This is a genomic window from Pseudomonas entomophila (assembly GCF_029193575.1).
In the GTDB taxonomy this organism is placed as follows: Bacteria; Pseudomonadota; Gammaproteobacteria; order Pseudomonadales; family Pseudomonadaceae; genus Aquipseudomonas; species Aquipseudomonas entomophila_G.
Map to the genome: position 1 here is coordinate 487,657 of NZ_JARGCS010000012.1, position 12,772 is coordinate 500,428.

Below are 12,772 nucleotides of genomic sequence, written 5' to 3' on the forward strand. Positions count from 1 at the left end.
GACCGGGTGAACTGGAATGAATGAGTTACCGATCGAAGGTTTCACGACCATCAACGAAAGCGCGGCGATGGTGTTGCTGGTCGACGACCAGGCGATGATCGGCGAAGCGGTGCGCCGTGGGCTGGCCCACGAGGAGAACATCGACTTCCATTTCTGCGCCGACCCGCACCAGGCGGTGGCCCAGGCCATGCGCATCAAGCCGACGGTGATCCTCCAGGACCTGATCATGCCGGGCCTGGACGGCCTGACGCTGGTGCGCGAGTACCGCAACAACCCGGCCACCCAGGACATTCCGATCATCGTCCTGTCGACCAAGGAGGACCCGCTGGTCAAGAGCGCGGCCTTTGCCGCCGGTGCCAACGACTACCTGGTCAAGCTGCCGGACACCATCGAGCTGGTGGCGCGCATCCGCTACCACTCGCGCTCGTACCTGACCCTGCTGCAGCGTGACGAGGCCTACCGCGCCCTGCGCGTGAGCCAGCAACAGCTGCTGGACACCAACCTGATGCTACAGCGGCTGATGAACTCCGACGGCCTGACCGGGCTGTCCAACCGCCGCCATTTCGACGAGTACCTGGAGCTGGAGTGGCGCCGGGCGATGCGCGAGCAGCAGCAGTTGTCGCTGCTGATGATCGACGTCGACTACTTCAAGGCCTATAACGACGGCTTCGGCCACCTGGCCGGCGACGAGGCCCTGCGCCAGGTGGCCGAGGCCATTCGCGGCTCCTGCTCGCGCCCCAGCGACCTGCCAGCGCGTTATGGCGGCGAGGAGTTCGCCCTGGTGCTGCCCAACACGTCGCCGGGCGGTGCCCGATTGGTCGCCGAGAAGCTGCGCCAGACCGTGCATGCGCTGAATATCCCGCATACCGCGCCGCAGGCCGACTCGCGCCTGACCGTGAGCATCGGCCTGGCGACCCAGACGCCGAGCATTGGCAGCCAATGCCGGCAGTTGATCTCGGCGGCGGACAAGGGGCTTTACCAGGCCAAGCACAGTGGGCGCAACCAGGTCGGCATCGCCTGACGGCGCGGGGTGAGCCCGCTTCCACAGGCACGGCGCAGCCCCTGTAGGCGCGGGCTTGCCCCGCGATGCGAGCGACACCGATCATCACCGCTCGACGGCCCTGCCGTCGCACACGAGACTGCGTTATACTCGCGGGCTTTTCACCGAATTCGCGCGAGTAGGCAGCCCATGGAAATCCAACCGATCCTCAACACCATCAAGGACCTCACCGAACGCTCCCAGTCCATTCGGGGGTATCTTTGACTACGATCAAAAAGCTGACCGCCTGATCGAAGTCAACCGCGAACTGGAAGACCCCAACGTCTGGAACAAGCCCGAGTACGCCCAGGGCCTGGGCCGCGAGCGCGCCATGCTGGCGCAGGTCGTCGAGACCCTGGACAAGCTGTCCGGTGGCCTGGCCGACTGCACCGACCTGCTCGAGATGGCCGTCGAGGAAAATGACGAAGGCGCCGTGGGCGACGTCGTGACCGAGCTGGAAGGCCTGGAAGAGCGCCTGGCACAGCTCGAGTTCCGTCGCATGTTCAGCGGCGAGATGGACATGAACAACGCCTACCTGGACATCCAGGCCGGCTCCGGCGGCACCGAGGCGCAGGACTGGGCCAACATCCTGCTGCGCATGTACCTGCGCTGGGCCGACAAGCGTGGCTTCGACGCCACCATCATCGAGCTTTCCGAAGGTGAAGTCGCCGGTATCAAGGGCGCCACCGTGCACATCAAGGGCGAGTACGCCTTCGGCTGGCTGCGCACCGAGATCGGCGTGCACCGCCTGGTGCGCAAGAGCCCGTTCGACTCCGGCGCGCGCCGCCACACCTCGTTCTCGGCGGTGTTCGTCTCGCCCGAGATCGACGACAAGGTCGAGATCGAGATCAACCCGGCCGACCTGCGCATCGACACCTACCGCTCCTCGGGCGCCGGTGGCCAGCACGTGAACACCACCGACTCTGCGGTGCGTATCACCCACGTGCCGACCAACACCGTGGTGGCCTGCCAGAACGAACGCTCCCAGCACGCCAACAAGGACACCGCCATGAAAATGCTGCGGGCCAAGTTGTACGAGCTGGAGATGCAGAAGCGCAACGCCGCCTCGCAGGCGCTGGAAGACAGCAAGTCGGACATCGGCTGGGGCCACCAGATCCGTTCCTACGTGCTCGACGACTCGCGCATCAAGGACCTGCGCACCGGCGTCGAGCGCAGCGACTGCCAGAAGGTCCTGGACGGTGACCTCGACCAGTACCTGGAAGCGAGCCTCAAGCAGGGGCTGTAAGCCGTACACCACTGCCGCGATACCTGGCCCGGCGCCGGTATCGCGCGCCCTGCCCGACAGGGGCAACGAATACCTGATGGAAACAATGACGACATGAGCGACCTGAACACCCAACCGCAAGACCTGCAACAGGAAGAAAACGCCCTGATCGCCCTGCGCAAGGAAAAACTTGCCGCCGAGCGTGCCAAGGGCAATGCCTTCCCCAACGACTTCCGTCGCGACAGCTACTGCAACGACCTGCAGAAACAGTACGCGGACAAGACCAAGGAAGAGCTGGAAGCTGCAGCGATCCCGGTGAAGGTCGCCGGTCGCATCATGCTCAACCGTGGCTCGTTCATGGTCATCCAGGACATGACCGGGCGCATCCAGGTCTACGTCAACCGCAAGACCCTGCCGGAAGAAACCCTGGCGGCGGTCAAGACCTGGGACCTGGGCGACATCATCAGCGCCGAGGGCACCCTGGCCCGTTCCGGCAAGGGCGACCTGTACGTCGAGATGACCGACGTGCGCCTGCTGACCAAGTCCCTGCGCCCGCTGCCGGACAAGCACCACGGCCTGACCGACACCGAGCAGCGCTACCGCCAGCGCTACGTCGACCTGATGGTCAACGAGGAAACCCGCCACACCTTCCGCGTGCGCTCGCAGGTCATTTCGCACATCCGCAGCTTCCTGGCCAAGCGCGACTTCCTCGAAGTCGAGACGCCGATGCTGCAGACCATCCCTGGCGGCGCCGCGGCCAAGCCATTCGAAACCCACCACAACGCCCTGGACATGGCCATGTTCCTGCGCATCGCGCCGGAGCTGTACCTCAAGCGGCTCGTTGTTGGTGGGTTTGAGAAAGTGTTCGAGATCAACCGCAACTTCCGCAACGAAGGTGTCTCGACCCGGCACAACCCCGAGTTCACCATGCTCGAGTTCTACCAGGCCTATGCCGACTACAAGGACAACATGGACCTCACCGAGGAGTTGTTCCGCGAGCTGGCGCAGCTGGTGCTGGGCAGCACCGACGTGCCGTACGGCGACAAGCTGTTCCACTTCGGCGAGCCGTTCGCCCGCCTGACCGTGCGCGAGGCGATCCTCAAGTACAACCCGGAGCTGACCGAGGCCGACCTGCTGGACGTCGACAAGGCCCGTGCCATCGCCAAGCAAGCCGGCGCCAAGGTGCTCGGCCACGAAGGCCTGGGCAAGCTGCAGGTGATGATTTTCGAGGAATTGGTGGAGAGCAAGCTGGAGCAGCCGACCTTCGTCACCGAGTACCCGTTCGAAGTCTCGCCGCTGGCCCGCCGCAACGACCAGGACCCGAGCGTCACCGACCGCTTCGAGCTGTTCATCGGTGGTCGCGAGATCGCCAACGCCTACTCCGAGCTCAACGACGCTGAGGACCAGGCCGAGCGCTTCATGGCCCAGGTGGCCGAGAAGGACGCCGGTGACGACGAGGCCATGCACTACGATGCCGACTTCGTCCGCGCCCTGGAGTACGGCATGCCGCCGACCGCCGGTGAAGGCATCGGCATCGACCGTTTGGTGATGCTGCTGACCAACTCGCCATCGATTCGTGATGTGATCCTGTTCCCGCACATGCGTCCGCAGGCTTGAGTGATTTGAAAAAGCCGCCTCTCGGGGCGGCTTTTTCTTGCCTGGCTGTGTAGTGTCTGTACCAGCCCTATCGCGGGGCAAGCCCGCTACAGGGTCGGTACAGACGATGAATATCCACCAGACAGACCCGAGGTCCCCACCGTGACCCCCGCAAACGCCCAGCAAGGCGCCGCCGGCGTGGCCAGCGCCGTCGCCGAGAACGTCCAGTACCAGGGCCGCAAGACCAGCCGCCAGGGCAGCGAACAACGTCGCCAGCAGATCCTCGACGCCGCCATGCGCATCGTCGTGCGCGATGGCGTGCGCGGCGTGCGCCACCGCGCGGTGGCCGCCGAGGCCGGTGTGCCGCTGTCTGCCACCACCTACTACTTCAAGGACATCGAAGACCTGCTCACCGACACCTTCGCCCAGTACGTGGAGCGCAGCGCCGCGTACATGGCCAAGCTGTGGGCCAATACCGAGGGCGTGCTGCGTCAACTGCTCGCCCAAGGCGACGGCAGCCCGCAGTCGCGGGCACGGCTGGCCGACGAGGTGGCGCGCATGACCGCCGAATACGTCACTCGCCAGTTGTTCAACCGCCGCGACTTCCTCATGGCCGAGCAGGCCTTCCGCCAGGAAGCGCTGCTGTGCTCGCGCCTGGCCGACCTGGTGCGCGCGCACGAGCAGATCCTCCTGCATGGCGCGCGGCAGATGCTTCAGGTGGTCGGCTCGCGCCAGCCCGAGCAGGATGCCCTGGTGTTGACGGCCATCATCGAGCAGATGGAATATCAAGGGCTGCTCAAAGAGGCGAACGCACAGGCCGATGGGCAGATGCTCGCTATCCTTACCCGTTACCTGCACTTGGTGCTGGCGGCGGCCTGAGGTGCGCGGCCGATTTTTCAAGGAGAACCTGATGAAAGCCTGGCGTGTGTTGTTGCTGACCCTGTCGTTCCTGCTGCTCGGCGGCTGCCTGGTGACCTTCGACGAGCCGCTGGCCAGTAACCAGCAGGCACCGAAGGCGCTGCTCGGCCAGTGGAGCAGCAAGGACGCCTGGGGCCAACCGCTGAAGCTGAGCATCAGCCGCGCCGGCGGCAACACCTACAAGGCCGTGGCCCGTGCCCAGGGCAAGGCGCCGCAGGAGTACGCCTTCACCGTGTCGCGCCATGGCAACCGCTGGTACCTCTCGGCCGGCGTGCCCAAGCGCCTGGGGGGCAAGTTCCTGATCGGCGGCTTCGAGGTCGTCGAGGGCAACCAGCAACTGGTGGTCTACAACCTGGACGTCGAGCAGGTCCAGCAGGCGGTGGACAACAAGGAACTGAGCGGGCGCAGCACCGAGGTGCCGGAGGACAACGGCCCCGGTGTGCTGATCGACAGCCCGGCCGAGCGGGTCCTGGCGTATCTGGACGACCCGGCCAACTCCGACCTGTTCGTCGAGGTGGCGCGCTTCCAGCGCGTCGGCAAATGATGACGCTGGCCGCTTCGTAGGCGAGCCTGCGAAGAAGCCACTACCGACACTGCAAGGCACTCTGGCCCACGTAAGGAGCCCCGGTGGACGAATACCAGCAGACCATACGCGCGCTGTCCGACCGCATCGTCGCGGCGCAGACCCCCATCCGTGTGCTCGACGCGGTGAAGTGGGACGACGGCATTCGCCAGGGCTTCCTCAAGGCCAAGGGCAAGGAGCCGCCGGCAGTCGACCGCGCCTACTACCAGGGCCGGCCCTTGTCGTTCGACTCCAACGCGGTGAAGGCCGAGTTCCAGAGCATCGAGCGTGACATCACCCGCCAGCTCGGCCAGTTCAACCCGGTGGGGCAGATCATGCGGCGCATGTGCAAGGAGTACCGCATGGTGGTGCGCATGCTCGAGGCGCGCGGTACCGAGGACTTCGGGCTGATCTCGCAGGAGCTGTACGGCGCCGCCTCCGACGCCTTCCATGCCGGCGACCCGACCCTGGCCGACCTGGGCCTGATGCTCTCTGACTACCTGAACAACATCGATGGCCGTGGCGACTTGAAGGACGAACCCAAGAGCCTCACCGCCAAGGAGGCCGTGGAGATCCTCCAGCGCCGCCTGAACAAGGTGTTCGGCGAGGCCGAGGAAACCATCCGCGTGTTCGAGTCCGACGGCATCGTCGCCGACGCCGCGGCCGGCGCCGACTACATCAAGGTGCGTGCCGATGCCATGTTCAACAGCCGCGATGTGCGCGCGCTGGAGGTGCACGAAGGGCTGGTGCACGTGGGCACCACGCTCAATGGCCTGAACCAGCCGATCTGCACGTTCCTGGCCAAGGGGCCGCCCTCGTCGACGGTGACCCAGGAGGGCCTGGCCATCCTCATGGAGGTGATCGCCTTCGCCTCCTACCCCAGCCGCCTGCGCAAGCTGACCAACCGCACCCGTGCCATCCACATGGTCGAGGAGGGCGCCGACTTCATGCAGGTGTTCGAGTTCTTCCGTGGCCAGGGCTTTGAAATGGCGGAAAGCTACGGCAACGCCAGCCGCGTGTTCCGTGGCTCGGTGCCGAACGGCCTGCCATTCACCAAGGACTTGTCCTACCTCAAGGGCTTCATCATGGTTTACAACTACATTCAGTTGGCCGTGAAGAAGGGCAAGCTCGAGCAGATCCCCTTGCTGTTCTGCGGCAAGACCACCCTGGAAGACATGCGCACCCTGCGCCAGCTGGTCGAGGAAGGCCTGGTGGAGCCCCCCAAGTACCTGCCCGAGCAGTTCCGTGACCTCAATGCGTTGTCGGCCTGGATGTGCTTCTCCAACTTCCTCAACCACCTGAGCCTGGACCGCATTGAAGCCGACTACGCGAACATTCTCTGAGGCCTGCCGCGCCCTGGCCTTGGGGCTGGGGCTGCTGCTTCTGGGCGGGTGCAGCAGCCTGCTGTTCTACCCCGAGCCGGGCCAGCCGTTCACCCCGGAGAAAGCGCACCTGGCCTACCGCGACATCACCCTGATCGCCCGTGACGGTACCCGCCTGCACGGCTGGTGGCTGCCGGCCAAGGACGGTGTCGAGGTCAAGGGGACGGTGCTGCACCTGCATGGCAACGGCGGCAACCTGGCGTGGCACTTGGGCGGCAGCTACTGGTTGCCCAAGGCCGGCTACCAGGTGTTGATGATCGATTACCGGGGCTATGGGCTGTCGCAGGGCGAGCCGTCTCTGCCTGCGGTCTATCAGGACATTGATGCAGCCATGGAGTGGCTCGGCACGGCCCCCGAAGTGGGCGGCAAGCCCCTGGTGCTGCTGGGCCAGAGCCTGGGCGGGGCGATGGCCATCCACTACCTGGCGGCCCACCCCGAGCAGCGCCAGCGCTTCAGCGCCCTGGTGTTCGACGGCGTGCCGGCCAGCTACCGCGAGGTGGGCCGGTTCGCCCTGAGTACGTCGTGGATGACCTGGCCGTTGCAGGTGCCGCTGTCGTGGCTGGTACCCGATGGCGATAGCGCCATTCATTCGATCGCGCGCCTCGACAGCCCGCCCAAGCTGTTCTTCCACAGCATCGACGACAAGCTGGTGCCGATGGGCAACGGCATCCGCCTGTACCAGCACGCGCCGCCGCCGCGGGTGCTGCAACTGACCCGAGGCGACCATGTGCAGACCTTCGCCGACCCGACCTGGCGCCAGGTGATGCTGCGCTTCCTCGACGACCCCAGCCATTTCAACGGCCTGCGCCGACTGGCCGAAGTGCCGAACTTCCCTGACGAGAACAATGAGCAATGAGTGAAGAACGCAACGCCATCCCGCTGATCCTGACCGGCATTGGCAGCATCATCGTGACCGTGGGCGTGCTGTGGCACTACGGCTACCTGCATTTCGCCAAGCCGCAGGATGCGCTGCTGTTGCAGGACTACACCATGCTCAAGACCCTGCCGGGGGAGGATTACAAAGTGTCACTGGAGCCGGCGCCACAGGTGGCGCAGTGCGTCGATGGCGTGCTGGTGCTGTTCGATACCCAGCAGAAGGGGCTGACCGGGGTGCTAGTGGACAACCGCAAGCGTGCGATCCGGTGCATGGGGCAGGAGACGCCGCAGCAGGTGCAGTGAGTTGCAGCCCTATCGCTGGGCAAGCCAGACCCAGAAACGAAAAACCCCGCCATCACGGCGGGGTTCTTCATTCAGCCCGAGATGCGCCTTACAGCTGGCTCACCGAGCGCGGTGCGACTGGCTGGTTGTCGTTGGAGATGGTCACCTCCACCCGACGGTTCTGCGCGCGGCCCGAGTTGCTGGAGTTGTCCGCCACCGGGTACTCCTTGCCGTAGCCTTGGGCGACGATGCGCGCCGGGTCCACGCCAGCACGCACCAGCGCCATGCGCACCGCGTTGGCGCGGCGCTCGGACAGGCTCTGGTTGTAACCCGCCGAGCCGACGCTGTCGGTATAGCCCTCGACGATGACCTTGCGCTCCGGGTTTTCCTGGAGGAACTGCGCCAGCTTGGTCACGTTCGGGTAGGCGCTGCTTTTGAGTTCGGCCTTGTTGAAGTCGAACAGCACGTCACCGAAGGTCACCAGGGTGCCGCGGTCGGTCTGCTTGGCGTTGAGGCTGTCCTGCAGCTTCTTGATCTGCGCGTCACGGGCGTCCAGCTTGGCCTGGGCGCGCTCTGCGGCCGCGTTTTTCAGCTCATTTTCGGCAGTGCGCAGGGCGATGGTCTGCTTGGCCACTTCGACGCGTTGATTGGTCAGGTAGGCCAATTGGTCGACCTGCTTGGTGTCCTCACGGTCCATGAAGGCTTTGTCGGCCTTGTTCAGCCAGTCCTGGGCGTCCTTGGTCTCCAACGCCGCGACCTTGCTCGACTGCGGGTCGCTCTGCAGCGCCGAGAAGTTGCTGCGGGCCGACTCCAGGTTCGGGTTCGGGTCATGGGAGCAGGCTGCGAGGCCAACGCTCAGGGCCAGCAGGGCGGGGATCATTACGTAATTGCGCATGGTGTTCATCCTTTGATCGATTGCGAAGGCAGTGGGTTGCGAGGCAGCGCTCATTCAGCGCTGCGCAGGCCTTCCTCACGCACGTCCTGAACGCCTTGGCGGGCGTCCTGCACGGCCTTCTGGGCCTTGGCCGCCTGTGCTTTGCGCTCGGCTACACGAGCGTCCCATTCAGCCTGTTGGGCCAGGCGCTTGGCGTCGTCGTACTTCTTGTCATGCATGGCGATTTCCGCCTGCTTGAACTTGTCCTGGGCCGCTTTCATCTCGACGGCCGCGTACTCGGTGCCCCCGGCGCTGACGGCGGAATTCACCGCCGACTGGGTGACGGCGTACTGCTCGGTCGGCGGGTTGCCAGCACAACCGGCCAAGACCAGGCTGCTGCCCAGCGCCAGCGCGGCCAGCTTGAGCCCGCGCAGTTGAGGGGATGAGGGTTTCGCGGTGCGGGTCTTCATAGTGGTCAACTCCATTGGATCACTCCTGATAACGATGTCCGTAGCAGTCCATCGCCAATTCCCTGACAAAGCTCGTCGCTCAAGCCGCAGCGCCAAAGACCATGTGTGCAGGGTTTTTGCGTGATGGCTATTGGCTGTGACTTGAGCGTTTTCAGGATAGTTCAGAAAAAAGTTACCTAGGCTTGGCAATTATTTCTGACTGATCAGTCAGCGCATTTACCACGAAACTTTTGCACTCCGTCACGGTACGCGCGCGCAACCGCGATCAGTTCTCGTCACCCTCGACACGTTGGCTCAGGGCCTGCAAGTGGCGGCGGGAGAGGGTGAGGAAGCGTGGCGTGGGGCCGACATCCTCGAACAGCGGGTCGCCTTCCTCGTCGGTGGCGATCACCTGCTGGCCTTTGACATAAGGGAAGCTGGCCTCCAGCTCTTCGAGCGCTGCTGCGACCAGTTCACCGAGCAGCTCTTCGGCACTGCGCTTGGGGTACATGTCGATCAGCGCGGCCAGGCGCGCCTCGGCCTCCAGGTCCAGGTGCAGCACATGGCCGGTGTTGCTCAATGTCCCGGCGGCATTCTCTTCCCAGTGCTGTGCAAGCTCGCGGATTTTCATGATGACCTCGTTGAACGCCAGGGTATGACTGTGGGAGGGCCTGTGTTCACTTTAGTTGCATTGGCCGAACACGGCTTGCCTTGCGGCCCTGCCTGTGGGCACTCTTGGTGGCATGACCTGGGCGGCTGCGCGGGTGGACCGCGCCACAAGGGAGAGGCAATGACCGATATCGATGTGCGCTTGCGTGAGGATGTCCATCTGTTGGGTGAGTTGCTTGGCGAGACCATTCGCCAGCAGCACGGCGAGGCGTTCCTGCAGAAGATCGAGGACATCCGCCACAGCGCCAAGGCCGACCGCCGTGGCGCGGCCGAGCAGTTGAGCTCGACGTTGGCGGATCTGGCCGAAGACGACCTGTTGCCCGTGGCACGGGCCTTCAACCAGTTCCTCAACCTGGCCAACATCGCCGAGCAGTACCAGTTGATCCGCCGTCGCGATGCCGACCAGCCCGCGTCTTTTGAAGACCGCGCGCTGCCCGAGTTGTTGGCCCGCCTGCAGCAGGCCGGCCATGCCAACGACGCCTTGGCCCGGCAGCTGGGGCGCCTGGACATCCAGCTGGTGCTGACCGCGCACCCCACCGAGGTAGCGCGGCGCACGCTGATCCAGAAGTACGACGCCATTGCCGCGCAGTTGGCCGTCCAGGACCACCGCGACCTCACCCCGGCCGAGCGGCAACAAGTGCGCGAGCGCCTGCGCCGGTTGATCGCCGAGGCCTGGCACACCGAGGAGATCCGTCGCACCCGGCCGACCCCGGTGGACGAGGCCAAGTGGGGCTTCGCGGTGATCGAGCATTCGCTCTGGCAGGCTATCCCCAACCATCTGCGCAAGGTCGACCAGGCCCTGCACGCGGCCACCGGCCTGCACCTGCCGCTGGAGGCCGCGCCGGTGCGCTTCGCCTCGTGGATGGGCGGTGACCGCGACGGCAACCCCAACGTCACTGCCGCGGTCACGCGCGAAGTCCTGCTGCTGGCGCGCTGGATGGCCGCCGACCTGTTCCTGCGCGACATCGACTACCTGGCCGCCGAGTTGTCCATGCAGCAGGCCAGCGACGCTGTGCGCGCTCGTGTAGGTGACAGCGCCGAGCCCTACCGCGCCCTGCTCAAGCAACTGCGCGATCGCCTGCGCGCCACGCGCGCCTGGGCCCATGCCTCGCTCACCGGCACCCAGCCTGCCAGCGCCCAGGTGCTGGTCGACAACCGCGAGCTGATCGAGCCGCTGGAGCTGTGCTACCACTCGCTGCATGAGTGCGGCATGGGCGTGATCGCCGATGGCCCGCTGCTCGACACCCTGCGCCGGGCGGTGACGTTCGGCCTGTTCCTGGTGCGCCTGGACGTGCGCCAGGACGCCGCCCGCCACCGCGAGGCGCTGTCGGAGATCACCGACTACCTGGGCCTGGGCCGCTACGCCGACTGGGACGAGGAGCAGCGCATCGGCTTCCTCCAGGCCGAACTGAAGAACCGCCGGCCCTTGCTGCCGGGGCACTTCCAGCCCCAGGCCGAAACCGCCGAAGTGCTGGCCACCTGCCGTGAGATCGCCGCAGCCCCGGGCGCCTCGCTGGGCTCCTACGTGATTTCCATGGCCGGCGCCGCTTCCGACGTGCTGGCGGTGCAGTTGCTGCTCAAGGAAGCCGGACTGACTCGGCCCATGCGTGTGGTGCCGCTGTTCGAGACCTTGGCCGACCTGGACAACGCTGGCCCGGTGATGGAGCGCCTGCTCGGCCTGCCAGGCTACCGCGCCAGCCTGCATGGGCCGCAGGAGGTGATGATCGGCTACTCCGACTCGGCCAAGGACGCCGGCACCACGGCTGCGGCCTGGGCGCAGTACCGCGCCCAGGAGAACCTGGTGCGCATCTGCCGTGAGCATCAGGTCGAGCTGCTGCTGTTCCATGGCCGTGGCGGCACCGTCGGGCGCGGTGGCGGCCCGGCCCATGCGGCGATCCTGTCGCAGCCGCCGGGTTCGGTGGCGGGGCGCTTCCGCACGACCGAGCAGGGCGAGATGATCCGCTTCAAGTTCGGCCTGCCGGGCATCGCCGAGCAGAACCTCAACCTTTACCTGGCGGCGGTGCTCGAAGCCACCCTGTTACCCCCGCCACCGCCGCAGCCAGCGTGGCGCGAGGTGATGGACCAGCTCGCCGCCGATGGCCTGAAGGCCTACCGCGGCGTGGTGCGCGAACACCCGGATTTCGTCGAGTACTTCCGCGAGTCGACCCCCGAGCAGGAACTGGGGCGCCTGCCGTTGGGCAGTCGCCCGGCCAAGCGCCGCGCCGGGGGAATCGAAAGCCTGCGGGCGATTCCGTGGATCTTCGGCTGGACCCAGACGCGCCTGATGCTGCCGGCCTGGTTGGGCTGGGAGAGCGCGTTGAGCAATGCCCTGGCGCGCGGCCAGGGCGCGCTGCTGGGGCAGATGCGTGAGCAGTGGCCGTTCTTCCGCACGCGCATCGACATGCTGGAGATGGTCCTGGCCAAGGCCGACGCGGAAATCGCCAAGGCCTACGACGAACGTCTAGTGCAACCGGCCCTGCTGCCGCTGGGTGCGCACCTGCGCGACCTATTGTCGCAGTCGTGCCAGGTGGTGTTGGGCCTGACCGGGCAGCCGGTGCTACTGGCGCACAGCCCCGAGACCCTGGAATTCATCCGTCTGCGCAATACCTACCTGGACCCGCTGCATCGCCTCCAGGCCGAGCTGCTGGCGCGCTCGCGCGCCCGCGAAGCCGCTCTGGACAGCCCGTTGGAGCAGGCCCTGCTGGTCACCGTGGCGGGTATCGCCGCTGGTTTGCGCAACACCGGCTGAGGGGCGTGGGCAGGGTGGCCGGGCTGGATGCCTGGCGAACGTCCAGGAGGCCGCGTGGGTGGGTTGCGCCGGGCGCAACCTGCGGCGCCGGTAGTCGGAAAAGGCGCTTTCCTGCCACTTTGGAACGCTTGTCTGCCTGCCGGGCGCTGTG

The 12,772-nt window shown here is 65.9% G+C and carries 12 protein-coding genes; 9 read left to right on the plus strand and 3 right to left on the minus strand.

Annotated elements, in window-relative coordinates; all coding sequences use genetic code 11:
• Window positions 1–16 precede the first annotated feature (16 nt).
• The 8 genes from P0Y43_RS06955 (at window position 17) to P0Y43_RS06990 (ending at window position 7,901) form a co-directional block, all read left to right on the plus strand.
• Window positions 17–1,021, plus strand: coding sequence for a response regulator (locus P0Y43_RS06955; RefSeq protein ID WP_275636554.1), 1,005 nt, complete (start codon window positions 17–19; stop codon window positions 1,019–1,021).
• Between the two features lie 168 nt (window positions 1,022–1,189).
• Window positions 1,190–2,285, plus strand: a protein-coding gene (gene prfB / locus P0Y43_RS06960) for a peptide chain release factor 2 (protein WP_275636555.1) whose coding sequence is annotated in 2 segments (ribosomal slippage) — window positions 1,190–1,261 and window positions 1,263–2,285 — 1,095 coding nt in all. Because the reading frame shifts where the segments join, the coding sequence is not laid out codon by codon here.
• Between the two features lie 93 nt (window positions 2,286–2,378).
• Window positions 2,379–3,881, plus strand: coding sequence for a lysine--tRNA ligase (lysS, locus tag P0Y43_RS06965; RefSeq protein WP_275636556.1), 1,503 nt, complete (start codon window positions 2,379–2,381; stop codon window positions 3,879–3,881).
• 141 nt (window positions 3,882–4,022) lie between these two features.
• Window positions 4,023–4,739, plus strand: a complete 717-nt coding sequence (locus P0Y43_RS06970; RefSeq protein ID WP_275636557.1) for a TetR/AcrR family transcriptional regulator — start codon at window positions 4,023–4,025, stop codon at window positions 4,737–4,739.
• Between the two features lie 31 nt (window positions 4,740–4,770).
• Window positions 4,771–5,322 (plus strand): hypothetical protein, encoded by a 552-nt coding sequence (locus P0Y43_RS06975; RefSeq protein ID WP_275636558.1) that lies wholly within the window; start codon window positions 4,771–4,773, stop codon window positions 5,320–5,322.
• An 83-nt stretch (window positions 5,323–5,405) separates the two neighbouring features.
• A complete protein-coding gene (locus P0Y43_RS06980) occupies window positions 5,406–6,683 on the plus strand; it encodes a flavohemoglobin expression-modulating QEGLA motif protein (protein ID WP_275636559.1) in 1,278 nt (425 codons plus the stop codon).
• Window positions 6,655–7,578, plus strand: coding sequence for an alpha/beta hydrolase (locus tag P0Y43_RS06985; RefSeq protein ID WP_275636560.1), 924 nt, complete (start codon window positions 6,655–6,657; stop codon window positions 7,576–7,578). The genes P0Y43_RS06980 and P0Y43_RS06985 overlap by 29 nt, the downstream gene beginning before the upstream one ends.
• Complete coding sequence (locus P0Y43_RS06990) at window positions 7,575–7,901, plus strand: hypothetical protein (protein ID WP_275636561.1); 327 nt, start codon at window positions 7,575–7,577, stop codon at window positions 7,899–7,901. The genes P0Y43_RS06985 and P0Y43_RS06990 overlap by 4 nt, the downstream gene beginning before the upstream one ends.
• Before the next feature lie 88 nt (window positions 7,902–7,989).
• On the opposite strand, the gene P0Y43_RS06995 is transcribed toward P0Y43_RS06990, so the two are convergent.
• From P0Y43_RS06995 to P0Y43_RS07005, 3 genes are all read right to left on the minus strand, one after another.
• Window positions 7,990–8,775: an OmpA family protein gene (locus P0Y43_RS06995; RefSeq protein ID WP_275636562.1), complete on the minus strand. Its 786-nt coding sequence runs from the start codon at window positions 8,773–8,775 to the stop codon at window positions 7,990–7,992.
• 50 nt (window positions 8,776–8,825) lie between these two features.
• Window positions 8,826–9,239, minus strand: a complete 414-nt coding sequence (locus P0Y43_RS07000) for a DUF4398 domain-containing protein (RefSeq protein ID WP_275636563.1) — start codon at window positions 9,237–9,239, stop codon at window positions 8,826–8,828.
• Between the two features lie 250 nt (window positions 9,240–9,489).
• Window positions 9,490–9,834, minus strand: a complete 345-nt coding sequence (locus P0Y43_RS07005) for a pilin assembly protein (RefSeq protein WP_275636564.1) — start codon at window positions 9,832–9,834, stop codon at window positions 9,490–9,492.
• A 159-nt stretch (window positions 9,835–9,993) separates the two neighbouring features.
• Here P0Y43_RS07005 and ppc point away from each other — a divergent pair, with 159 nt between their 5' ends.
• Window positions 9,994–12,621, plus strand: a complete 2,628-nt coding sequence (gene ppc / locus P0Y43_RS07010; RefSeq protein ID WP_275636565.1) for a phosphoenolpyruvate carboxylase — start codon at window positions 9,994–9,996, stop codon at window positions 12,619–12,621.
• Window positions 12,622–12,772 lie beyond the last annotated feature (151 nt).